The following is a 21996-nucleotide window of genomic DNA, read 5'->3' as shown; positions in this document are numbered from 1 at the left end:
TCGCGAAATCGACCTGCCAGCAGGGCATCGATCACCTGATGGCCGAGGGGACGGTCAGACCAGCTCCACGGGCGGCGAGCCGTGCTCGCCGAAACCCGCGCTCCGCCTCCGCAGGCGATCCGGTCTTCGAAATGCGGCATCACGTGATCAACGCGCGCATCGCGGACAGGGTCCGCTCCTACGAAAGGCAACAGCGTCGCGGTTTTCGCAGGAGCCTGCCTCGCAGGCGATTCCGCTCTTCAAAAAGCGGCAGCGTGTGATCAACGCAGGGATCGCGGACGGGGTCCGCTCCTACGAAGGGCGGGCTCGGGGGGCGCTCGCCGAAACCCCGCTACACCCCTCCAGGCGATCCGTACTACGCCCCGAGACCGCCGATGTCTACACCGGCGGCATGCGCCTGCTGGTCGGCGTGGTAGCTGGAGCGCACCATCGGGCCGCAGGCGGCGTGGGTGAAGCCCATGGCGTTCGCTTCGCGTTCGAACATCGCGAAGCCGTCCGGATGCACGTAGCGCAGCACCGGCAGGTGGCCGCCGGAGGGTTGCAGGTACTGGCCCAGCGTGAGCATCTGCACATCGTGCGCGCGCAGGTCGCGCATCACCTGCAGGATTTCCTCGTCGGTTTCGCCCAGGCCGAGCATCAGGCCGCTCTTGGTGGGCACCTCGGGGTGCAGCGCGCGGAAGTCCTTCAGCAGGCGCAGCGAATGCGCATAGTCCGAGCCCGGCCGCACCTGGGCGTACAGCCGCGGCACCGATTCGAGGTTGTGGTTCATCACGTCCGGCGGTGCGGCGTTGAGGATGCCCAGCGCGACGTCGAGCCGGCCGCGGAAATCGGGTACCAGCACTTCGATGGTGGTGCGCGGCGAATGGGTGCGCACTGCGCGGATGCAATCGACGAAGTGCTGGGCGCCGCCGTCGCGCAGGTCGTCGCGGTCGACGCTGGTGATCACCACGTAACTGAGTTTCATCGCGGCGATGGTCTTCGCCAGCTTCTCCGGCTCGTCGACATCCAGCGGGTCGGGCCGGCCATGGCCGACATCGCAGAACGGGCAGCGGCGCGTGCACTTGTCGCCCATGATCATGAAGGTGGCGGTGCCCTTGCCGAAGCACTCGCCGATGTTCGGACAGCTCGCCTCTTCGCATACCGTGTGCAGGTCGTGTTCGCGCAGGATCTGCTTGATCTCTCCGAAGCGGCTGTCCGGGCGCGCGGCGCGCACGCGGATCCAGTCCGGCTTGCGCAGCGTTTCCGCCGGCACCACCTTGATCGGGATGCGGGCGGTCTTCAGCGAACCCTTCTGTTTGTGGGTCGGGTCGTAGGTGGTGTCGGTCATGGTGGTTGGTATCCGTCTGGGCGCTGGATTCGTCCGGTTCTTCAGCGGCGTTCGTCGCCGTGGCCGGGATCGCGATTCTGGTGGCGTACAACAAGTATGTGAATACCCTTGTCCTCTTCAACATAAATGAGGGCGTACGGAAACTGGTAGAGCGAAAACCAGCGCCTGCCTCCCTCTGTCGGTGTTCCAAGCCCCGGATTGCCGGCAAGCAATTCCGCGACGCGTCCGAATTCACTGATGAACCGCGCGGCAAGCGCCTTCCCGCCTTCACGACGGTAGAAACCTGCTGCCGCGGCAACATCGGCCGCAGCGCCGCCGTGCAGCGAATACGTCAAAGCAGTTCCGAGCGCAACTGATCCAGAAATTCCGGCCCGGGTATCGACCGCGCCGCGCCGCTCTCAAATTCGGCCTGACGATTGGCCGCCAGACGGTCCCATGCTTCATCGAGCAACTTGTCGGCATCCAGCCGAGCGATGACCCGGTCGAGAAATCGTGCCCGGTCAGGTACCGAGAGCCGCAGAAACTCTGCTTCGAGCACTTCAACGGATGTTGTCATCACGCGCACCTCACATAAATCACGCTGATCAAATCGTCATGCAGCCAAATCTTACCGATCAACAGCTCACAAAGCTCGCAAGCCCAGGTCAGTCGTATTCGGCCGCGTGTCAGCCGGGAACTACGATTGTCGAAGGAATTCGTAAACCTCATTGGGAGAGTGGACGACAAATCCATCGATACCACCCGCAACCGGCTTTTCAGCAATAGCGCGGACAGCTTCAAGCAGCCTTACCTTGTGCGCAAAAATATCCCTGCTGCGCAACCCCGGATTCACATCGAGAACTTCGACCAGTATGACTTCGGCATCGCTCTTGCTCATGAAGAAGTGAAGTGGCCTGCGACCGGGATACGCAGGGTGAGGAATGGCAAGGTACTGTTCAGAAGTCGCCTCCTTCAATACCCATGCCTCGGCATCTTCCGAGAACTCTGAAACAAGGGTTTCCAACGAGAGCGGGTCGGTCATGGGATGGTTCCTGACGGTGTGCTCGGGTTGTCAGTTCTAGCCAGCGCCCTGACTCATCCATAGAGGGCGCGCTGTAGCGCGTCGGTCAGTTGCCGGCAGATCGCCTCCGGTGGGAGATCGATGCCGAGGTCGCGCGTCTGTGTCACGCGCAATCCACTGTAGCCGCACGGGTTGATCGCGGCAAACGGTGAAAGATCCATGTCGACGTTGAGCGACACGCCGTGATAGGTGTGGCCGTGCTTCACGCGCAGGCCGAGCGCGGCGATCTTGGCGTCGTCACCGGCCGGGCCGACATAGACGCCGGGTGCGCCGGCACGCCGCCGGGCCTCGATGCCGTGGCCGGCCAGCAGGTCGATGACCGCCTGCTCGATGCGGCTGACCAGTTCGCGCACGCCGAGGCCGGCGCGTTTCAGATCGAGCAGCGTGTAGATCACGACCTGGCCGGGGCCGTGGTAGGTGATCTGGCCGCCGCGGTCGGATTCGACCACCGGCACGCCGATGTCGTGCAGCAGGTGTTCGCGCTTGCCGGCCAGCCCGAGCGTGAATACCGGCGGGTGTTCGACCTGCCAGAACTGGTCCGGCAGGTGTTCGGCTGCGGCGCGTGCGTTGTACGCCTTCATCGCGTCGAACACCTCGCGGTAGCCGGCCCGTCCGAGCGGCACGACCTGTGCGGTCACAGCACCACTTTCACCATCGGGTGGCTGCTCAGTTCGCGGTACAGCGCGTCGAGCTGTTCGCGCGACGTGGCGCGGATGGTCGCGGTGAGGCTGATGTAGCGCCCGCCCGACGACGGCCGCATTTCGAGGCTGGCCGGCACGAAGTCCGGCGCGTGGCGCAGCACCACATCGACCATTTCCTGCGCGAAGTCGTCATGGCGCTCGCCCATGATCTTCAGCGGAAAGTCGGTCGGAAATTCGAGCAGGCTGTCGGTCATGTCAGCGCGTCACCAGCCGAACCACAGTCGTATCGTGTCCCAGATGCGGCGGAAGAAGCCGCCTTCCTCGACCGCCGTCTGCGCCACCAGCGCCACTTCGCCGACCGGCTGGCCGTCGAGCAGCAGCTTCATCGTGCCCAGTTGCTGGCCGACGGCGACCGGCGCGATCACCGGTGTGTTCAGCACGATGTCGCGCGTGGCCTTGGCGGCCTGGCCGCGCGGCAGCGTCAGCACCACGTCGCTGGCCGGGCCGACGGTGACCTGCGCCGTTGCACCCTTGTATACAGCGGGCTGGCCGAGCGCCTCGCCGGCGGCCGCGAGCTTCGCATTCTCATAGGCGTTGAAGCCGTAGTTCAGCAGCGCGCGGGACGATTCGATGCGGCCGCTCTCGTTCGGCGCGCCGAGCAGCACCGACACCACGCGCCGTCCGTCGCGCTTCGCCGACGACACCAGGCACCAGCCGGCGGCATCGGTGAAGCCGGTCTTCAGGCCATCCACACTGGGGTCGATCGTCAGCAGGCGGTTGCGGTTGCCCTGCTTGATGTTGTTGTAGGTGTAGTCGAGCGTCGAATACAGCCCGTAGTAATCCGGAAAGTCGCGGATCAGCGCGCGCGCCAGCAGCGACAGGTCGCGTGCGGTCGTGAAATGTCCGGCTTCCGTCAGGCCGTTGGCGTTGCGATACTGCGTACCCGTCATGCCGAGGCGCTGCGCCTCGCGCGTCATCATCTGCGCGAACGCTTCTTCCGAACCGGCGATGACTTCGGCCAGTGCAACACAGGCGTCATTGCCGGACTGGATGATCATGCCTTTGAGCAGTTCTTCGACGGTGACCGGGCGATCCGGCGCGATGAACATTTTCGAGCCGCCGGTCTTCCAGGCCTTCACGCTGACCGGCACGGTCTGGTCGGGTTTGAGCTGGCCGGTCTTGAGGGCCTTGAAAGTCAGATAGGCCGTCATCAGCTTGGTCAGCGAAGCGGGCTCGACCTGGTCGTCCGGCCGCGATTCGGCCATGACGGTGCCGGATTCGTGGTCGACCAGCAGCCAGGCCTTCGCATTCGGCTGCGGCGGCGGAATGAGGTCTGCCAGGGCGGGAGACGGCATCAGCACGCTCAGGACGGGGAGAACGAAGGCAGTGCAGCGCAACAACTTCAGCATGTAGGTTTACCGGTGTGGGAGAACAGCTGACATAGTTTAGCAAAGCCCGCCGGATGACCGGCATGGATGGTGCTTGATGCTGTATTGTGGTGCACTGCAAAATCCGCGGCGCGCCAGGAGGAAGGAACTTTTGACCGACGCCACGACTCGGAGGCCGCTATGGTTCTCGCACGTACGCTGCTGTTCATCGGCTTGATGTTGATCGCGCTGTCGTCGCTCTGGACGAGCGCCGATACCGCCGTTGACGACGGTTTTGATGCACCGTTCGGGTGCGAAACATGCGCCGGCGTCGAAGCATCGCTCGATGTGCCGCTCGATCCGCACAGCGCGCTGATCCATTTTCTCAGTATCGCGGGCGACCCGACCGATCCGGTCGCGGCCCATGTCATCCCCGGCCGGTCCTTCTCTGCGCGCCCCGCGCTGGACAGCGAAGTGTTCTCACTGCAGCAGCCGGAACCGGCCCAGGTTCTGTTGCGGCCGCCCCGGCTCGCCTGATCGGGCGCCCTCGTGGCGCCTCGCCCGGGCCTCGCCCGGTGCTCCAGACCGTTTCAGCGCTGCGTGGCCGGACGTGCACGCAGCCAGTCCTGTCCATTGAAAACACTACGCAGATCCATGAAAACAAAAGCAATTGCCTTGCTGGCCGTCATCGGCCTTTGCGTGCAGGTGGCTCACGCCGCCGAGCCTTACACGCTGGAACAACTGAAGGCGCTGGCGCTGGAATCGAACCCTTCGCTGGGCGCCGCGCGGGCCGATGTCGACGTCAGCCGCGCCGACACCATTACCGCGCGCGCCTATCCCAATCCCGAACTGGAAGTGATGGGCGGCGACCGGAACTCGCGCGGCCCCAATCTCGCGCCCGGTTCGCTCGGCACGATAGCCCTGTCGCAGCGCTTTGATTACCCCTCGCAGCGCGATGCCCGGCTGCGTGTGGCCGAGGCCGGCGTACTGTCGGCGCAGTCCGGCGTGCAGTCGTTCGAAATCGACCTGCTGGCGCAGCTGAAGCAGAACTACTACCTGGTCATCCGTTATCAGGATGAGCTGCGCGCCGCGCAGGAAGATCTGGAGCTGGCGCGCTCGATCCGCAACCGGGTCGAAGTGCGCGTCGATACCGGCGAGGCGCCGCGCTATGAACTGATCCGCGCCGACACCGAACTGCTCACCGCGCAGAAGAATGCCGACGCCGCCGTGCTGCGCATCGTGCAGGCCAAGGCCCGTCTGCGCGCCCTGGTTGCCGGTCAGCTGCCGGAAGATTTCGACCTGCAGGGCGAGCTGGAACGCGACGCCGAGCTGCCGCCGCTGGGTCAGCTGCGCGACGACATGCTGGCGCGCAACCCGGAAATCTTCCGCCTGAAGGCCGAGATCGATCGCTTCACCGAGCAGCGCGAACTGGAAAAGCTGCGCCGCATGCCGGACGTGTCGCTCAAGCTGGCGCGCGACCGCGATCCGGAATACGACGCCAATCGAATCGGCGTCGCCGTGACCATTCCGATCTTCGATCGCCGTCAGGGCCAGATCGCCCAGGCTGGCGCGCAGGTCGAGCGCACCCGCCTGCAGCTGGACAACCGGCTGTTCCAGCTGCAGCAGCAGCTCGATGCCGCCTACCGCCAGTTCGAACTGTCACGCAATCAGGTCAGCGCACTCGAAACCGGCATCGTGCGCGAAGCCGAAGCCGCATTGAAGGTGGCCGAAGCCGCCTACCGGTTCGGCGAGCGCGGCATCCTCGACTTCCTCGACGCACAGCGCGTGTTCCGCGCGGTGCGCAACGAACTGATCAGCGCGCGCTACGAACTGAGCGCCGCCGTGGTCGAGATCGAGCGGCTCAGCGCCGTCCGCTGACGCGCCGCCTGCCCGCTCCGCTACCCATTCCAATCATCAAGATCCTGGACCGAACATGACTTCAATCACCCGTCCGCTGCTCTACGCCAGCCTGCTTGGCGCTTCCCTGATATTCGCCGGCTGCGGCGAAGCCGACAAGGCCGAACCGACCAGGGCGGCTGCACCGGCCGACCCCAATCTGGTGTCGGCCGGCGAAAACCTGACCCGCATCATCCAGCTGGGTGAAGTGACCAGCGTCGAACTGTCCGACATGCTGCGCGTGGCCGGTCAGGTCGATTTCGACGAACAGCGCATCACCCGCATCGGTGCCACCGTCACCGGCCGCATCAGCGAACTGCAGGCCGTGCTGGGCCAGCAGGTGAAGGTCGGTCAGACGCTGGCGGTGCTCAACAGCACCGAACTGGGCGCCGCCCAGCTTTCCTACATGAAGGCACGCGCCCAGGCGCAGCTGAACCAGCGCAGCGTCGAGCGCGCCCGCCAGCTGCTCGATGCCGACGTGATCGGCAGCGCCGAGCTGCAGCGGCGCGAGAGCGAGCTGGCCATTTCGCAGTCCGAACAGCGTGCCGCAGCCGACCAGCTGCGCGTGCTCGGCGTCAGCCAGCGGGCGCTCGACAAGCTGACCGAAACCGGCGCCATCAATTCGGTATCGCCGGTCGTCGCGACGATGGCGGGCACCGTGGTCGAGCGCAAGGTCACCCAGGGTCAGGTGGTGCAGCCGAGCGAAGTGCTGTTTTCCATCGCCGACCTGTCGCGCGTGTGGGTCGAAGCCGAAGTGCCGGAGCAGCAGGCCGGTCAGGTGCAGGCGGGCCAGAACATCCAGGTCGAAATTCCGTCGCTCGGCCAGCAGCTCACCGCCAAGCTGATCTACATCGCCGACATCGTCGATCCGGTCACCCGCACCGTCACCGTGCGCAGCGAACTCGACAACAGCGACCGCTCGCTCAAGCCCGCCATGCTGGCCACCGTATTGATCGAAACCCGCCCGACCAGACGACTCGCCGTGCCGGGCAAGGCGGTGGTGCGCGAAAGCGACAACGACCAGGTGTTCGTCGAAGTGGCCCCGGGCCAGTACCGCATGACGCCGGTCAAGCTCGGCCAGGCGATCGGCGAGGTGCGGCCGGTGATGTCCGGGCTGACCGAAGGGCAGCGCATCGTGGTCGACGGTGCCTTCCATCTGAACAACGAGCGCAAGCGCAAGGAAACGGATTGATGCCGTCTTCGCCGCCTTGTCCCCACTCGCTACCGGATTGGATGAAACATGATTGAAGCTCTTGTACGCGGGGCGCTCAAACAGCGCCTCGTGATTGTCGTCATTGCGCTGTGTCTGCTGGCGTTCGGCCTGGACGCCGCGCGCAAACTGTCGGTCGATGCCTTCCCCGACGTGACCAACGTTCAGGTGCAGATCGCCACCGATGCGCCCGGGCGCTCGCCGGAAGAAGTCGAGCGCTTCATCACCGTGCCGGTCGAGATCGGCATGACCGGCCTGCCCGGCCTGGAAGAAATGCGCTCGCTGAACAAGCCGGGTCTGTCGCTGATCACGCTGGTGTTCACCGATAAGACCGATCTGTACTTCGCACGCCAGCTGGTGATGGAACGCCTGCTCGAAGTGCGCGAACGCATGCCGGCGGGTGTCGTGCCGGTGCTCGGTCCGGTGTCCACCGGTCTGGGCGAGGTGTACCAATACACGCTGGTGAAGCCGGACGACGGCGACCGCGAACTGACGCAGGCCGAACTGACCGAGCGGCGTACCGCGCAGGACTGGGTGGTACGGCCGCTGCTGCGCTCGACCACCGGTGTCGCGGAAATCAATTCGCAGGGTGGCTACGTCAAGCAATACAAGGTACTGGTCAATCCTGATCGATTGCGCCATTACGGCCTGACGGTGAAGGACGTGTATGAGGCGCTGGCTCGCAACAATGCCAACGCCGGCGGCGGCATCCTGCCGCAGAACGCCGAGCAGTACCTGATCCGCGGCGTCGGTCTGGTGCAGAACCTCGAAGACATCCGCCTCATCGTGGTGAAAGAGGTCGGCGGCACGCCGGTCTACATCCGCGACGTGGCCGAGGTTGCCTTCGGCCACGCGGTGCGCGTGGGCGCGGTCGTCAAGAACGGCACGACCGAGGCGGTTGGCGGCATCGTCATGATGATGGCCGGCGGCAACGCCAAGGCCGTGGTGTCGGACATCAAGAAGAAGGTGGCCGAGATCAACGACAGGAACATGCTGCCCGGCGGGTTGAAGATCGAACCCTATTACGATCGATCCGAACTGGTCGACGCCGCGCTCGCCACCGTCATCAAGGTGCTGATCGAAGGCGTCATCTTCGTCGTCATCGTGCTCTACCTGTTCCTGGGCGATATGCGATCGTCGATCATCGTGATCGCCACATTGGTGATCACGCCGCTGGTCACCTTCATCGTGATGAACCAGGTCGGGCTGTCGGCCAACCTGATGTCGCTGGGGGGGCTCGCGATCGCGATCGGACTGATGGTGGACGGCTCGGTCGTGGTGGTCGAGAACGCCTTCGAGCGTCTCGGCCACGCCAAGGAAGAAGGCGAAAGCCGCATCCGCGTCATCCTGTCCGCGGTGATGGAGGTGGCCACGCCGGTCATCTTCGGTATCGGCATCATCATTCTGGTGTTCCTGCCGCTGATGACGCTGCAGGGCATGGAAGGCAAGATGTTCGCGCCGCTCGCCTACACCATTGCCATCGCGCTGTTCGTTTCGCTGGTGCTGTCGCTGACGCTGACGCCGGTGCTGTCGAGCTATCTGCTCAAGGGCGGTGCCGACCACGACACCTGGTTGATCAGGACGCTGAAGAAGCCCTACCTCCCGATGCTGTCGTGGGCGGTGGCCAACAGCAGGAAGACGGTGTCGCTGGCGGTGCTGGCTTTCGTCGGCGCTGTCGCGATGCTGCCCTTCCTGGGCACCGCCTTCATTCCGGAAATGAAGGAAGGTTCGGTCGTGCCGGCGATGGACCGCGTGCCCAATATTTCGCTCGAAGAATCGCTGAAGATGGAGCGCGAGGCGATGCGCCTGGTGATGGAAGTGCCGGGCGTGAAGTCAGCGGTGTCCGGCGTGGGTCGTGGCGAATCGCCGGCCGATCCGCAGTCGCAGAACGAGTCGACGCCCATCGTGTCGCTCAAGCCGCGCGACGAGTGGCCGGAAGGCTGGACGCAGGAAACCATCCAGGACGCCATGCGTGAAAAGCTGGCCGCGCTGCCCGGTGTCAATATCATCATTGCGCAGCCGATTTCCGACCGCGTCGATGAAATGGTGACCGGTGTGCGGGCCGACGTGGCGGTGAAGATTTTCGGCTACGACCTCGACACGCTGCGCGATAAAGGAGCCGAAATCGCGCGCGTGGCGCGTACCGTGCCGGGCGCGTCGGAAATCAAGATCGAGCGGGTGACCGGCCAGCAGTATCTGACGATCGAAATCGACCGCCGCACGATTGCCCGCCACGGCCTCAATGTGGCGGACATCAACGACCTGATCGAAGCGGCCATCGGCGGTCGCCACGTCACCGACGTGTTCGAGGGCGAGCGGCGCTTTGCCGCGGTGGTGCGTCTGCCCGAGCGCTTCCGCGACAACATCGAAGCCATCAGCAACATGCTGATCACGACGCCGGACGGCGCGCAGCTGCCGCTGTCCAGCCTGGCGAGCATCGACGTGCGCGACGGACCGGCGCAGATTTCGCGCGAAACCGGCAAGCGCCGCATCGTGATCGGCATCAATGTGGCCAACCGCGACCTCGGCGGTTTCGTGGCCGAGCTGCAACAGAAGGTCGGTGCCGAGGTCGAACTGCCCGAAGGCTATTACTTCGAGTGGGGCGGCCAGTTCCAGAACATGGAGCGCGCGCTGGGTCACCTGTCCATCATCGTGCCGATCACGGTGGCGGCGATCTTCTTCCTGCTGTTCCTGCTGTTCGGGTCGGTCAGGTTCGCCACCCTGATCATCACGGTGCTGCCGTTCGCGTCGATCGGCGGTGTGATCGGGCTGTTCATCAGCGGCGAATACCTGTCGGTGCCCGCGTCGGTCGGCTTTATCGCGCTGTGGGGTATCGCGGTGCTCAATGGCGTGGTACTGGTGTCCTACATCCGCAACCTGCGCAACGAAGGCATGGAGCTGATGCAGGCGGTCGTGCATGGCGCAAAGATGCGTTTCCGGCCGGTAATGATGACCGCCACCGTGGCGACATTGGGTCTGGTGCCTTTCCTGTTCGCTACCGGACCGGGGTCGGAAGTGCAGCGGCCGCTCGCCATCGTCGTGATCGGCGGCCTGATCACCTGCACGCTGCTGACCCTCGTCGTGGTGCCCGCCCTCTACACCTGGTTTGACGACAAGCCCTACGAGGCTTGATCCGAGGAGAGTCGAAATGAAGGAAATCAGAGCGGTCATCCGCCCGAACAAGCTGGCCCGGCTGCGCACGGTGCTGCGCGAAATGCCCGGCTTCCAGGGCATGACGATCAGCAAGGTCGAAGGCTGTGGTTCGCCCAGCGACCACATTCCGCACAGCATCAAGGACGAACTGACCGACTACTCGGCCAAGGTGCGCATCGAAATCATCGCGCAGGAAGAACTGGTCGATGAAATCGTGCGCCGCATCGTCAGCGTGGCCTGCACCGGCCAGACCGGTGACGGGCTGGTGTGGGTGGTGCCGGTCGATCGAGCGGTATTCATCAACAAGACCACGGTGGGCTCACCGCTGGGCTGAGGCAAAGGCTGAAACAGGCGATCACCGGCACGGCGGTGCCCGTCAGTGCCGGTGATCGTGTTGGTGATGTGCGTCGGGCAGATGTTCGTGGGTGTGCGTAACGGGCGGGTGTGGGTGCAGATGACTGTGCGGACCTGACGGCACGGAGTCATGCAGGTGCATGTGGTGTCCGTCGTCATGGGTGTGCGCATGTTCATGCATCAGGGCCGGATGCCGGTGACGATGGGCATGGGATTCCGACAAGTGAAGCAGCACGCCGGCCAGCATCAGCAGGCCGGCAGCGATTCCCGCAATACCGGGATCACGTTCGCCCAGCGCGAGCGCGCCGAGCGCGCCGATGAACGGTGCGAAGGCGAATACCGATCCGGTACGGGCGGCACCGAAAGTGCGCTGTGCCAGCAGATAGAAACGCAGGCTGAAGCCATACCCGGTCGCGCCCACCGCAATCAGTCCGCACGCGGCAAGCACGGTGGGCGCGGCGTGACCCATGAGCACTGCCAGCGCGGCGGTGGCGCCAGCACCGATCAGCCCCTTGAAAACGACCACCTGACCAGGGTCCCGGTCGGCCAGTGCGCGCGACAGCGTATTGTCTGCACCCCAGGCAACCGTGGCGACCAGCACGGCAAGCAGGCCTGAAAGTTCGCCGCCGACGGCGTGTGCCCGATCAGTCATCAGCACCGCCGCGCCAGCCGTGATCAACAGCATCGCCAGCCAGACTTTCCGGCCCATGTCCTCGCGGTAAAGAAGACGGGCAAGCAGCGCGGTGACCAGCGCTTCCAGCGTGAGCAGCAAGGATGCGCCGGCGGCGCTGGCATGCTGCAGCCCCCATGCAAGGGCGACCGGCGCGATGACGGCTCCACACGCTGCCATGCCCAGCAGGACCGGCATGTCGCGGCGGCGCACGCGGGCTTCGCGCGTCACTGGCTGGATCAGGGACAACCCGGCCGCTGCGGCGCCGACATAGAGCAGCGCGGCCGTGATCAGCGGACTGATATCGCGCCCAAGCAGGCTGATCAGCGGCGTGCTGAGGCCGAACAGCAGCGCCGCCAGCAAGGCGAGCGCCCCGCCGCGCAGCGCCGGCGAGGCAACCATGCCATGTGGAGCGCCTTTCACTGCCGGATGCTGAAACGCACCGTCATCGTTTTTCCCGCCGCGTCCGTGATCGTGGCGACCGCCTTCGCGCCGGGCGCCAGCCTGGCGCCCTCGGCGAACAACCGGTTGCCGCCGGCGGGTTTGAGCACCGCTTCGGATTTCGTCTTGCCGTCGAGTACCGTCAGCTTGCCGCTCATGCCGCTGCTGGCCAGGGCACTGCCATGGTCGTCGACGTGAATCGTTGCGCCGGCAGCGTCTGCGACCAGTTCGAAACTCAGATCGTTCACGTTCTGCACGACGCCGCCATGGCGCGGTTTTGCTTCGCCATGTGCGGACACGAATTGCGGGGTCGCTGCGGCAGCCACGGCGAGTACGGTGATCAGGAAGGTCTTTCTCATTGCACGGTCTCCATCAGGTGGGGGTCGCAATCGATCGGCAGGCCCCGAAGCGGGGCCTGCATCGAAATGCGTCAGGTCGCTCCGGTGGCGGGTGCCGGTACGTCCCCGGACGCGCGGTCGTGTTCCAGCAGCCGCTGCAAGGCCGGCCCCCCGAAACACCAGAACAGCACCGGTGTAAGCAAGGTGTCCAGCACGGTGGCGCTGACCAGGCCACCGAAAATGACCACCGCCACCGGATGCAGGATTTCCTTGCCCGGCGCCTCGGCGGCCAGCAGAAGCGGCGTCAGCGCGAACGCGGCGACCAGCGCCGTCATCAGCACCGGGGTGAGCCGTTCCAGCGAGCCGCGCACGATCATCGCCTGCCCGAAGCGCTCGCCTTCGAACTGGCACAGGTGGATGTAGTGGCTTACCTTCAATATGCCGTTACGGGTCGCAATGCCGGCCAGCGTGATGAAGCCGACCATGGATGCCACCGACAGGCTGACGCCCGCGATCCACATGGCGAGCACGCTGCCGATCAGGGCCAGCGGAATGTTGGCCATGATGATGCCGGCCAGCACCGCCGACCGGTAACGCGTGTACAGCACCAGGAAAATCATGGCCAGCGACACCAGCGACAGTCCGGCGATCAGCAGCGTGGCCTCTTCCTGCGCCTGGAACTGGCCTTCAAGGCTGATGAAGGTCCCGGTCGGCAGTGGCGCCGCATCGATGATGCGCCGGATGTCCTCGATCACATGGGCCATGTCGGTGCCATCGGTATTGGCATACACGACGATGCGCCGTTGCCCGTTCTCGCGTCCGATCTGGTTCGGTCCATCCGTTTCCTCCACGCTGGCAATGGCCGATACCGGCAGTCGTCCGGCCGGCGTGTCGATGAGGGTGCGGGCCAGATCGACCGGTCCGCGCGCGTTGTCCGGAAGTCGCAGCACCAGGCGATAGCGACGGATGCCATCGACAATGAGCGCGCCGTCGTGTGCGCCATCGGTCAGCGCCTGCAGCGCACGGATCGCCTCGCCCGGTGACAGGCCGGCCTGAGCCGCTTTCTGGTGATCGATGCGCACCGTGATCTGCGGTATCAGCACCTGCTTTTCCACCGTCAGATCCACCAGACCCGGGATGCCCGCCAATCGTGCACGCAGCTGTTCGGCCTGTCCGCGCAGCGTGTCGGTATCTTCACCGTAGATCTTCAGCACGATCTGCGCCCGCACGCCGGACAGCAGGTGGTCCAGCCGGTGCGAGATCGGCTGCCCGATCGCCACCGATGCCGGCAGTACGGACAGCGCGCGCCGGATATCGGCCATCACCGCCTCGCGATCGCGTCCGCGCGACAGGTCGATGTCGATCTCGGCCGAATGCACGCCCTCCGCATGCTCGTCCAGTTCCGCCCGCCCGGTGCGCCGGCCGACCTGACGCACGTCCGGTATGTCGTGGATCAGCGTTTCGGCCAGCGCACCCATGCGGCTCGATTCGGCCAGCGAGGTGCCGGGCGAAAACATCAGCGACAACACCAGCGAACCTTCATTGAAAGCCGGCAGGAAGACGCGCGGAAAGAAGGGCACCGTGGCGGCCGTTGCAATCACCGTGAACGCCGCGACCGTGATGAGTGCGCGCGCACGGGGAAACGAGGCGTTCAGAAGACGTGCGTCGCCGCGCTTGAGCCAGCGCACCAGCGGGCTGTCTGCGCGGTCGAGCTGTTTCATGTTCGGCAGCAGCAGGCTGCACAACGCGGGCGTCACCGTCATCGACACCAGCATGGACGCCAGGATCGATGCAATGTAGGCCACACCCAGCGGCGAGAACAGCCGCCCTTCGATGCCCGGCAGCGCGAACAGCGGCACGAACACCAGCACCATGATCACGGTGGCGTACACGATGCCGGTGCGCACCTCGACGCTGGCGCGACGCACGACTTCGAGCACCGGCAGCGGCTGCGCAAGGGTGCGGTTCTGGCGCAGCCGGCGCAGGATGTTCTCGACATCGACCACCGCGTCGTCGACCAGCTCGCCGATGGCGATCGCCAGTCCGCCCAGCGTCATCACGTTGATCGACTGGCCGAGCAGGCTGAACACCAGTGCGGTCACCGCCAGCGACAGCGGAATCGCGATCAGCGAAATCAGCGTCGTGCGCGCCGACAGCAGGAAGGCGAACAGCACGATGCCGACCATGATGGTGCCGTCACGCAGCGCTTCAACCACATTGCCGACCGAAGCCTTGATGAAGTCGGCCTGGCGGAACAGCACCCTGGGTTCACCCAGCGCCGGGGGCAGGCCCTGTCTGAGTTCGCCCAGCGCCGCTTCCACGTCGCGCGTCAGGCGAAGGGTGTCGGCGGTCGGTTGCTTCTGCACGCTGATGATGACGGCCGGTGCGCCGTTGTAACCGGCATCCCCGCGCTTGAGGGCGGGTGCAAAGCCGGCACTGGCCACCTGTTCCAGCCGCACCGGCCGACCGTCCTTCCAGGCCACCGCCAGCCCGTTCAGATCTTCGATGCGGTGGGTGCGCCCGACATGGCGGATCAGGTATTCACGGCTGTTGCGGTCGATGAAGCCACCTCCGGCGTTCTGCGCGAAGCCGCGCAGCGCCTGCTCGATCTGCGTCAGCGACACGCCGAACTGCGCCATGCGCGCCGTATCGGGCTCGACCCGCAACTGGCGGACCTCGCCACCGATCGGAATCACCTGCGAGATGCCGGCGATCGACAGCAGGCGCGGGCGCAGCACGAAGTCGGCGTATTCACGGGCCTCCATCGACGCCGCTGTGCCCGGTCCGTCCGGATTGATCGGCAGCGCAATGAGCATGATTTCGCCCATGATCGACGATACCGGCCCCATGACGGGTGCCACCCCTTCGGGCAGTTGCGTGCGCACCAGCGCCAGCCGCTCGGCCACCAGTTGCCGGTTGCGATAGATGTCGGTGCCCCAGTCGAATTCGGCATAGACCAGCGACAGTCCGACGCCCGAGGTCGAGCGCACACGGCTCACCCCCGGCATGCCGTTGAGCGCGGTCTCGAGCGGAAAGGTCACCAGCTGCTCGACCTCTTCCGGCGCCATGCCGCCCGCTTCGGTCAGCACGGTGACCAGCGGCTTGTTCAGGTCTGGAAACACGTCGACCGGCGTGCGCCACGCCGTCAGCGCACCGTACACCATCAGCATGGCCGACACCGCGAGCACCAGCAGGCGATTGGACAGGCTGTTCCGGACGATCCAGTTGAACATGCGATGTCTCCGGTCAGCGAATCTGTGCGATCAGCGGTGCGCCCTGCACCACTACGCGGTTGTCGGCCGCCAGACCGCTCGTCACGACGATGGTCTCCGCATCGAGCGCCTGGAACCGGACCGGTTGGGCGATGAAGCGCTCGGCGCCCGACTTGATCCACACCACCGGTTCGTTGGCCGTATTGCGCGTGATCGCCTGCGCCGGCAGCACGATGCCCGACAGGCGATCGGTCAGTTGCGCGATGACCGATACCGGCTGGCCGACAGCCAGCGGCGGTGCTGTGCTGCCGGCCCGGCTGCGGAACATGACCGGCAGCACGCCGTCGCGCAGGCTGCCGGACGCACCGAGCAGTTCGAGATGCACGCCGGGCGGATGTTTCAGCGTGGCCGACCCGATGCGGCTGGCCAAAGCGCTGTCCGGAACGGTGGCTTCGATCAGCAGGCGGCGGGGGTCGATGATTTCGAACAGTGTTTCGCGCGCGCCCACGACCTGCCCCGACACCACGTCGGCGCGCGCGACCACCCCGCTCACCGGTGAGATCAGCGCCTCGCGCGCGCCGAGGCTGGCAGCGACGCCGGCTTCGCGTTCGCGCAGTCCGGCCAGTTCGGCCCGAGCGGCGTCGATGTCCTTGCGCGGGACCGATCCTTCCAGCCCCTCGAGCCGGACCACCCGCTGTTCCGCCAGCGTGAGGGCGGTTCGCAGTTCGGCGCCCTGCGCGCGCTGATTGGCCAGCGCGAACGGGTCGGTCTGATGGCGCACCCAGGCCAGGGTGTCGCCTTTCTTCACCGTCTGGCCGACGATGGGCAAGCCTTTCGGACCGGCTTCGATCCGGCCACCGTAAAGGGGCTGGATGCGTCCGCCGGCATTGGGATCGATGACCACCCGACCGGGAAGTTCGACCGTGCGGGCGGCTTCGGTCTGCGGCGCGATGCGGGTGCGGATGGCCATGCGCCGCTGCGCCTGCTTGGGCACGTTCACGCTGCCATCGGGCAGCCGGGCGAGCTGGCTGATTGCCGCGGCTGGGGGCTGGTCGAGATGTTCGCCGTCCGGTCCGTGCGCGCCCGGTGCAGCGAACGACAGGGTGGATAGCGCGCCGAGCGCCCAGGCGAAGCCGAGTGTCGTCAGGCGCTTCATTGCAGGCTCCCCTTGCTCGACCGGCTGCGCAGCAGCAGCGCGCCAACCGCCAGCGCACCGGCCGCGCCGAGGGCCCACCACAGCAGGGACAGCCTGCCCGGGCCGTGTTCGTGTGCATCGTGCGTGGCATCCGCGCTCGCTGCGTCGGCCACGCGCAATGTGGCGTCGAGCAGATCGCTGTCCTGCGGCGTCACGATGGTGAACAGCAGTGCGTGCTCGCCCGGTCTGGCGAGTGCGGCCAGCAATTTCTCGTCAGTGACCGAATAGTCGCCCTGATCGGCATGCAGTGTGGCGGTCGCGCGCAAGCCGCCGGATTCGACCTCCACGCTGGCATCGAGCACCGGTTCGTTGCTGTCATAGCGGTCGATCAGGATCGACAGTTCTCCGCGCAGCAGCCTTGCCACCAGTTCAAATTGTTCGGAATGGGCTTCGGTGCCCGGCGCAGCGCCGGCCTCGCTGGCCGCAGCAGGCGTGTCGAGATGCTCGCCATCGGGGCCGTGAGCGCCGGGAGCGGCAAAGGCAGGCGGGCTGATCACCACCGCCAGTTGCACCAGCAGCGCGGGCAGGAAGGCGGATCGCTTGCGCGGACGAGGTTCGGCAGGAATGTTCGCGTTCATGGCAGAAGTCCGAGGGATTGATTGACGCGGGCGCGCGCCAGTCCGAGCGCTGCCTGCTGGCGCGCAACGTCGAGCTGCGCACGGGTCGCCGCGCTGCGTACCCGGAGCAGTTCCGGCAGGTCGCCTTCACCGGCGCGGAAGGCCTTGTCCAGCAGTGCGGCGCGTTCGGCCAGCAGCGCGGCGCGGGTCGTTTCTTCGGCAAGCGTGGCTTCGGTCGTCCGCAGCACGTGTTCAGCCAGCGCCTGCTCGGCCGTGATGCGGTCGCGCGTGCGCTCCAGATGGATACGGGCCCGTTCGAGGTCGGCGACCGCAGCCGCGTCGCGCGCGAGATTTCGATCGTCGGTGTCGAGCGGAATGCGCAGTTTCACGCCGATGCTGTCGGCCGAAGTGAGGCCGCTGCCCGGTTCATCATGGCGGTAGCACAGCGTTACTTCGGGCGCGTCACGACGGGTCAGATTGACCGACTCGAGCCGTCGGCTGACCAGTTCGAGCGCGGACTGTGCCTGAACCAGTTCGGGATGCGGGTCCGGCTCGATGCCGCTGCCGGGTGATTCATCCGGGGAGTGCGGCCAGGGCATTCCGGTCAGCAGTGTCCAGCGCGATTCGGCCGCAGCCAGCGCCTGCAGCGCCTCGCGCAGCGAGGTGCCGGCGGAGACCGCGTCAGCCTGCGCAGCCAGTGCGTCGGTGCGCGCCAGTTCGCCCGCCTGCACGCGCCGGTCAACGTCGGCCGACAGTGCGTCCAGCCGTGCGACGTGCGTCCGGGCCAACTCGACTTCAGCCCGTCGCGCCACGCCCAGCCAGGCGAGATCACGCAGCTCGCCGGCCAGCCGCAGCCGCGCAACCTGGGCGGACACATCGGCCAGCGCCACCTCGGCCAGCGCCGAGTTTCGTCGTGCATCGCGCTGGCCCGGCAGCCATACCGGCCACACGAGACCGACCTCGGTTTCCCGTTGACCGGTGTCGCGCAGCAGCCGGTTTTCGCGCTGCGACAGCTCGATCGACGGCGGTGCGGCCCAAAGGCTGCCGGACGCTGCGAGATTGGCGCTGGCAACCCGCGCCTGGCCAGTGACCTCGCGGGCCACGACGGCGCGTTGCCATGCTGCATCCAGTGCGCCTGCCAGCGCGGACGGCGGCGCGGCCTGCGCCGGGGCGGTCAGTAAGACCTGCAGCAGGCCGTACAGCAGGGAAAGTCGTAAGGTGTTCACCGTTCAGCGATCCATGAACGGATGCACGCGCGGCCCGGGCAGACGCCAGGGCACCGGTCCATCCAGCCAAAGGGAATCCGATCCGCCGGAGGCGGATCGGCCGTTGCGGAATCAGCTGAACGGTCTGGGAGGTCGCTTCAGCCCTTCGAGGAAGGGCTCGGGCACGCGGGACGCGGCGACCGCGGGGAGAGGGTCAAGCGGCGGGGTTGTTGCAAGGAAATTGCAGGGTGATGGCAGCGGTCCGGCCGTGCCGATCAGGCCGTCAGCCTGCATGTGTTGCACCGATTCCGACGAATCGTCGAAGTGAATGCCGTCTTCGTGGTGATGATGTGCCTGTTCCGTCAGGTGCAGGAAGGCGTGGCCATGATGATCGTCGCCTCCGGCCGGGGCGGCGACACTGTGGCCGATACCTGCGAAAGCCAGCGACTGCCAGAACAGGCAGAGCGCGAGCAGCAGGGGCAGGAAGCCGGATTTCATTGTCAAAGCTTAGCACGGTCCGGACGGGTCGCCGGATGGCCGGTCGTGGGGGGTCAGATCAGCGTGAAAGTGACAAGCCAGATGAGGCTCGTCAGCTGGAAAAGCGGGGCGAAAGGTGTGCGCCGTCTTGAACTCGTGCGGACCACCGCAAAGAAGATGAACAGGTTGTACGGCAGCAGCAGTGCAAACGCGATATGTGCCGCCACCTCGGGCAGCCTGCTTGCGATCGCGAACAGACCCGCCAGCGTCAGTGCGCCATTGATGGCTGTGCCGACCAGCAGCATGTCCCACCAGAACAGTCGGGCGATGGGTATGCGGCAATGCCAGCGGGCGACGAAAAATTCGGGCAAGGGCAGGGTCCCCGTGATTGGCCATCCGGTCATCCGCGGGCAGAAAAACGCGTCAGCAGACGGCGTTCGCCTGATGCCCCGGCGTCATCGTCCTCCCGTTGCACCGGGATTATCGATTTTTACGCAGTGCATCCATAATCGGGCGCTTGTTCACACCGGGGTCACGCAAACGAACGCGGGTGGCCTGCTTTATGGATATCGCCTTGCTGTTTGCACTGATTCTGCTCAACGGCGTGTTCGCCATGTCGGAAATTGCCATCGTGTCGTCGCGCAAGGCGCGCCTGATCGGCCTGGCGGACGATGGTAATCGCGGCGCCCAGGCGGCGGTCCGCCTGCACGATGATCCATCGAATTTCTTTTCCACCATCCAGGTCGGCATCACCTCGATCGGCATTCTGAGCGGGGCCATGGGCGAAACCGTACTGGCCGATCCGCTGGCCGTCTGGCTGGCCGGCTTTCCGCTGATCGAGCCCTACGCGCGCACGATCGCGCTGTCGATCGTCGTGGTCAGCATCACCTATTTTTCGGTCGTGGTCGGCGAACTGGTGCCGAAGCGGCTGGCACTGCTGGCACCGGAAACCATCGCCTCGCTCATTTCGCGGCCGATGGTGCTGCTGGCGCTGATCGCGCGGCCGCTGGTGGTCGTGCTGTCGGTGTCGAGCAACACCATCCTGCGCCTGGTCGGTGCCCGGCGCACCGAAGAGCCCCCGATCACCGACGAGGAAATCAATGTGCTGATGGGTCAGGGCGCCGAAGCCGGGGTATTCCACCAGAGCGAGCAGCAGATCGTGTCGAACGTGCTGCGGCTGGACGAGCAGCGCGTCGGCGCCATCATGACGCCGCGCAAGGATATTTTCGCGGTCGACCTCGAAGACCCGGAAGAGGAGATTCGCGCGCGCATCGCCGACAGCCCGCACAGCCGCGTGCTGGTCTGCCGCGACGGCATCGAGCACGTGCTCGGTGTGCTGCAGACCGGCAGCCTGCTCAAGCGCTCGCTCGCCGGCATCACGATAGACCGCGCCAGCATCGAGGCCCTGCTGACGCCGCCGCTGTATGTGCCCGACACGGTCAGCACCGCGCAGTTGCTGGAAAACTTCAGGCGCACCCGCAAGCACCTTGCGCTGCTGGTCGACGAGTATGGCGACCTGCAGGGCCTGGTGACGGTCAACGACGTACTGGCCGCCATCGTCGGCGACATCTCCGTCGAAGACATCGACGAGGCGCAGGAAATCGTGCAGCGCGAAGACGGTTCGTGGCTGGTCGACGGCAGCACGTCGATCAGCAAGCTCAAGTCGGTCGTCGGGCTTGACGAGGAACTGCCGGGCGAGGAAAGCGGCGGCTTCCATACCGTGGGCGGTTTCGTGCTGCACGTGCTGGGCCGCATCCCCGTGGCGGCTGACTACTTCGAGCTGCCGGGTCTGCGGATCGAGGTGATGGACATGGATCGCAACCGCATCGACAAGGTGCTGGTGCAGCAGATTCGTGCCGAACTGTCGGACGCGCCGCCCGAGGCCGGCTAGAACGCCCGACGGTCCGGTCGTCAGCGCACCGTGTAGTTGCGCGCCTCCAGACAGGCGGTCATCGCGCGCAGATAGGCGATGCGCGCGGGGGCGGCCTGGTCCGGCGGTAGCCCACCGGACACCCGGGTCGGGTCGTAGCCGGTCTGGGACGACGCCCAGTCGTGGCATTCGAAGCGGTCGGTCGCCTGCCGTTCCACGCTCTGGCCATCGGCGGGATAGACGAACAGCTCGTCCGATCCGGCGGGCTCGCTGTCGGCGTACCGGCCTTCCGGCGGCTCGACCACCACATAGCCATCGTCGCGCCGCGCGTAATACACGTCGTCGTAGCGGTAGTAAGGGCGTCCGCCGTAGTCGATCACCGAGTAACCCCAGGGCAGCACCGTGATGAAGGCGCCGATCGGCGGGCCGACGACCGAGAAATAGGCGCCGCTCGGCCGGTACCACACGCCGCTCGAACGGTAGTACGGCCGGCCGTGGTAATGATGGACATGCACGTCGCGCGGCAGTCGCTGCACCACGACGCCGCGGCCCGGGTAGTGCGCCGGATGCCGGCTGTGCCCCGCCGGGTGGTAGGCCTGCGGGACGTGCCGCTCGATGCGGTTCTGGTAGGCGGCGCGCGGCACGGCGCGATCGCCGCGCCGGTCGTCGCGCGGCACGGCGTCACTGCGGTTGTCGCCGCGGTTGTCGCCACGCATGTCGCTGCGACCAGCGTCGCGTCGTTCGGTGCGCTCCGGGCTGCGCTGCGCGTTGCGTTGTCCGTCGCGCTGAGCTTCGCGGGGCGCCCGGGCGCCGCGGTCTTCGCGCGGTCCCTGCCGCTCGCCGCGCGATTCCTGACCCTGGCGCGCGCCACCGCGATCGCCGCGGTCACCGCCGCCGCGTCCCTCCTGCGAAAACGCGGCACCGCTGCCCAGAAGCAACAGCGCAACGAGCGCCGCGCCGGTACGGCCGAGCCGGGTGTGACGGGTGTGTTGCGTGTCACCGTGTTCCATGATGCGTCGTCCC

At 66.1% G+C, this 21996-nt stretch carries 23 protein-coding genes; 7 read left to right on the top strand and 16 right to left on the bottom strand.

Annotated elements, in window-relative coordinates; all coding sequences use genetic code 11:
* On the top strand, nt 1-260 hold a 260-nt coding region (locus tag Q8Q80_RS12165), incomplete at its 5' end, for a hypothetical protein (RefSeq protein ID WP_305633165.1).
* 95 nt (nt 261-355) lie between these two features.
* Here Q8Q80_RS12165 and lipA read toward each other — a convergent pair.
* From lipA to Q8Q80_RS12130, 7 genes are all read right to left on the bottom strand, one after another.
* Nucleotides 356-1327: a lipoyl synthase gene (gene lipA, locus Q8Q80_RS12160; RefSeq protein ID WP_305633164.1), complete on the bottom strand. Its 972-nt coding sequence runs from the start codon at nt 1325-1327 to the stop codon at nt 356-358.
* 41 nt (nt 1328-1368) lie between these two features.
* Nucleotides 1369-1662: a type II toxin-antitoxin system RelE/ParE family toxin gene (locus tag Q8Q80_RS12155; RefSeq protein WP_305633163.1), complete on the bottom strand. Its 294-nt coding sequence runs from the start codon at nt 1660-1662 to the stop codon at nt 1369-1371.
* A complete protein-coding gene (locus Q8Q80_RS12150; RefSeq protein WP_305614136.1) occupies nt 1659-1883 on the bottom strand; it encodes an addiction module protein in 225 nt (74 codons plus the stop codon). Before Q8Q80_RS12150 ends, Q8Q80_RS12155 begins: the two co-directional genes overlap by 4 nt.
* Nucleotides 1884-2003: 120 nt before the next feature.
* A complete protein-coding gene (locus Q8Q80_RS12145; RefSeq protein ID WP_305633162.1) occupies nt 2004-2348 on the bottom strand; it encodes a hypothetical protein in 345 nt (114 codons plus the stop codon).
* Between the two features lie 53 nt (nt 2349-2401).
* Entirely contained in the window at nt 2402-3025 is a 624-nt protein-coding gene (lipB, locus tag Q8Q80_RS12140) for a lipoyl(octanoyl) transferase LipB (RefSeq protein ID WP_305633161.1), read from the bottom strand.
* Nucleotides 3022-3282, bottom strand: a complete 261-nt coding sequence (locus tag Q8Q80_RS12135) for a YbeD family protein (protein ID WP_305633160.1) — start codon at nt 3280-3282, stop codon at nt 3022-3024. The genes lipB and Q8Q80_RS12135 overlap by 4 nt, the downstream gene beginning before the upstream one ends.
* Before the next feature lie 9 nt (nt 3283-3291).
* The gene (locus Q8Q80_RS12130; protein WP_371132758.1) at nt 3292-4437 is read right to left on the bottom strand and encodes a D-alanyl-D-alanine carboxypeptidase family protein; all 1146 of its coding nucleotides are present in this window, start codon (nt 4435-4437) and stop codon (nt 3292-3294) included.
* A 66-nt stretch (nt 4438-4503) separates the two neighbouring features.
* Here Q8Q80_RS12130 and Q8Q80_RS12125 point away from each other — a divergent pair, with 66 nt between their 5' ends.
* The 5 genes from Q8Q80_RS12125 (at nt 4504) to Q8Q80_RS12105 (ending at nt 10988) form a co-directional block, all read left to right on the top strand.
* A complete protein-coding gene (locus Q8Q80_RS12125) occupies nt 4504-4932 on the top strand; it encodes a hypothetical protein (protein ID WP_305633158.1) in 429 nt (142 codons plus the stop codon).
* A gap of 117 nt (nt 4933-5049) precedes the next feature.
* Nucleotides 5050-6273 carry a TolC family protein gene (locus Q8Q80_RS12120; RefSeq protein ID WP_305633157.1) on the top strand — a complete coding sequence of 408 codons (1224 nt, stop codon included), beginning with the start codon at nt 5050-5052 and terminating at the stop codon, nt 6271-6273.
* A 55-nt stretch (nt 6274-6328) separates the two neighbouring features.
* Complete coding sequence (locus tag Q8Q80_RS12115; RefSeq protein ID WP_305633156.1) at nt 6329-7483, top strand: efflux RND transporter periplasmic adaptor subunit; 1155 nt, start codon at nt 6329-6331, stop codon at nt 7481-7483.
* Between the two features lie 48 nt (nt 7484-7531).
* Nucleotides 7532-10633: an efflux RND transporter permease subunit gene (locus Q8Q80_RS12110; protein WP_305633155.1), complete on the top strand. Its 3102-nt coding sequence runs from the start codon at nt 7532-7534 to the stop codon at nt 10631-10633.
* 16 nt (nt 10634-10649) lie between these two features.
* Complete coding sequence (locus Q8Q80_RS12105) at nt 10650-10988, top strand: P-II family nitrogen regulator (RefSeq protein ID WP_305633154.1); 339 nt, start codon at nt 10650-10652, stop codon at nt 10986-10988.
* 42 nt (nt 10989-11030) lie between these two features.
* On the opposite strand, the gene Q8Q80_RS12100 is transcribed toward Q8Q80_RS12105, so the two are convergent.
* From Q8Q80_RS12100 to Q8Q80_RS12065, 8 genes are all read right to left on the bottom strand, one after another.
* Nucleotides 11031-12080: a DMT family transporter gene (locus tag Q8Q80_RS12100; RefSeq protein ID WP_305633153.1), complete on the bottom strand. Its 1050-nt coding sequence runs from the start codon at nt 12078-12080 to the stop codon at nt 11031-11033.
* Between the two features lie 17 nt (nt 12081-12097).
* The gene (locus Q8Q80_RS12095; RefSeq protein ID WP_305633152.1) at nt 12098-12478 is read right to left on the bottom strand and encodes a hypothetical protein; all 381 of its coding nucleotides are present in this window, start codon (nt 12476-12478) and stop codon (nt 12098-12100) included.
* A gap of 71 nt (nt 12479-12549) precedes the next feature.
* Nucleotides 12550-15690, bottom strand: coding sequence for an efflux RND transporter permease subunit (locus tag Q8Q80_RS12090; protein WP_305633151.1), 3141 nt, complete (start codon nt 15688-15690; stop codon nt 12550-12552).
* 13 nt (nt 15691-15703) lie between these two features.
* Complete coding sequence (locus Q8Q80_RS12085) at nt 15704-16825, bottom strand: efflux RND transporter periplasmic adaptor subunit (RefSeq protein ID WP_305633150.1); 1122 nt, start codon at nt 16823-16825, stop codon at nt 15704-15706.
* Nucleotides 16822-17442, bottom strand: a complete 621-nt coding sequence (locus tag Q8Q80_RS12080) for a hypothetical protein (protein ID WP_305633149.1) — start codon at nt 17440-17442, stop codon at nt 16822-16824. The genes Q8Q80_RS12085 and Q8Q80_RS12080 overlap by 4 nt, the downstream gene beginning before the upstream one ends.
* Nucleotides 17439-18647: a TolC family protein gene (locus Q8Q80_RS12075; protein WP_305633148.1), complete on the bottom strand. Its 1209-nt coding sequence runs from the start codon at nt 18645-18647 to the stop codon at nt 17439-17441. Before Q8Q80_RS12075 ends, Q8Q80_RS12080 begins: the two co-directional genes overlap by 4 nt.
* 111 nt (nt 18648-18758) lie before the next feature.
* Complete coding sequence (locus Q8Q80_RS12070; protein ID WP_305633147.1) at nt 18759-19124, bottom strand: hypothetical protein; 366 nt, start codon at nt 19122-19124, stop codon at nt 18759-18761.
* Between the two features lie 53 nt (nt 19125-19177).
* The gene (locus Q8Q80_RS12065; protein WP_305633146.1) at nt 19178-19474 is read right to left on the bottom strand and encodes a hypothetical protein; all 297 of its coding nucleotides are present in this window, start codon (nt 19472-19474) and stop codon (nt 19178-19180) included.
* A gap of 191 nt (nt 19475-19665) precedes the next feature.
* On the opposite strand from Q8Q80_RS12065, the gene Q8Q80_RS12060 reads away from it, so the two are divergent.
* Nucleotides 19666-20994 (top strand): hemolysin family protein, encoded by a 1329-nt coding sequence (locus Q8Q80_RS12060; protein WP_305633145.1) that lies wholly within the window; start codon nt 19666-19668, stop codon nt 20992-20994.
* Between the two features lie 20 nt (nt 20995-21014).
* On the opposite strand, the gene Q8Q80_RS12055 is transcribed toward Q8Q80_RS12060, so the two are convergent.
* Entirely contained in the window at nt 21015-21983 is a 969-nt protein-coding gene (locus Q8Q80_RS12055) for a DUF6515 family protein (protein WP_305633144.1), read from the bottom strand.
* Between the last annotated feature and the right edge of the window lie 13 nt (nt 21984-21996).

The sequence above is a fragment of the Methyloversatilis sp. genome, assembly GCF_030698125.1.
GTDB lineage: Bacteria > Pseudomonadota > Gammaproteobacteria > Burkholderiales > Rhodocyclaceae > Methyloversatilis.
The sequence above is the reverse complement of the archived record's forward strand: the minus strand, read 5'-3'. Positions and strand labels throughout refer to the sequence as shown.

Bases quoted from the DNA above. Each gene is read 5' to 3' on its own strand.
- Q8Q80_RS12115 (WP_305633156.1), top strand. From the start codon at position 6,329: ATGACTTCAATCACCCGTCCGCTGCTCTACGCCAGCCTGCTTGGCGCT.
- Q8Q80_RS12080 (WP_305633149.1), bottom strand. From the start codon at position 17,442: ATGAACGCGAACATTCCTGCCGAACCTCGTCCGCGCAAGCGATCCGCC.
- Q8Q80_RS12125 (WP_305633158.1), top strand. From the start codon at position 4,504: ATGGTGCTTGATGCTGTATTGTGGTGCACTGCAAAATCCGCGGCGCGC.
- Q8Q80_RS12110 (WP_305633155.1), top strand. From the start codon at position 7,532: ATGATTGAAGCTCTTGTACGCGGGGCGCTCAAACAGCGCCTCGTGATT.
- Q8Q80_RS12070 (WP_305633147.1), bottom strand. From the start codon at position 19,124: ATGAAATCCGGCTTCCTGCCCCTGCTGCTCGCGCTCTGCCTGTTCTGG.
- Q8Q80_RS12130 (WP_371132758.1), bottom strand. From the start codon at position 4,437: ATGCTGAAGTTGTTGCGCTGCACTGCCTTCGTTCTCCCCGTCCTGAGC.
- Q8Q80_RS12120 (WP_305633157.1), top strand. From the start codon at position 5,050: ATGAAAACAAAAGCAATTGCCTTGCTGGCCGTCATCGGCCTTTGCGTG.
- Q8Q80_RS12105 (WP_305633154.1), top strand. From the start codon at position 10,650: ATGAAGGAAATCAGAGCGGTCATCCGCCCGAACAAGCTGGCCCGGCTG.
- lipA (WP_305633164.1), bottom strand. From the start codon at position 1,327: ATGACCGACACCACCTACGACCCGACCCACAAACAGAAGGGTTCGCTG.
- Q8Q80_RS12135 (WP_305633160.1), bottom strand. From the start codon at position 3,282: ATGACCGACAGCCTGCTCGAATTTCCGACCGACTTTCCGCTGAAGATC.
- Q8Q80_RS12060 (WP_305633145.1), top strand. From the start codon at position 19,666: ATGGATATCGCCTTGCTGTTTGCACTGATTCTGCTCAACGGCGTGTTC.
- Q8Q80_RS12055 (WP_305633144.1), bottom strand. From the start codon at position 21,983: ATGGAACACGGTGACACGCAACACACCCGTCACACCCGGCTCGGCCGT.
- Q8Q80_RS12090 (WP_305633151.1), bottom strand. From the start codon at position 15,690: ATGTTCAACTGGATCGTCCGGAACAGCCTGTCCAATCGCCTGCTGGTG.
- Q8Q80_RS12145 (WP_305633162.1), bottom strand. From the start codon at position 2,348: ATGACCGACCCGCTCTCGTTGGAAACCCTTGTTTCAGAGTTCTCGGAA.
- Q8Q80_RS12100 (WP_305633153.1), bottom strand. From the start codon at position 12,080: ATGGTTGCCTCGCCGGCGCTGCGCGGCGGGGCGCTCGCCTTGCTGGCG.
- Q8Q80_RS12095 (WP_305633152.1), bottom strand. From the start codon at position 12,478: ATGAGAAAGACCTTCCTGATCACCGTACTCGCCGTGGCTGCCGCAGCG.
- Q8Q80_RS12150 (WP_305614136.1), bottom strand. From the start codon at position 1,883: ATGACAACATCCGTTGAAGTGCTCGAAGCAGAGTTTCTGCGGCTCTCG.
- Q8Q80_RS12085 (WP_305633150.1), bottom strand. From the start codon at position 16,825: ATGAAGCGCCTGACGACACTCGGCTTCGCCTGGGCGCTCGGCGCGCTA.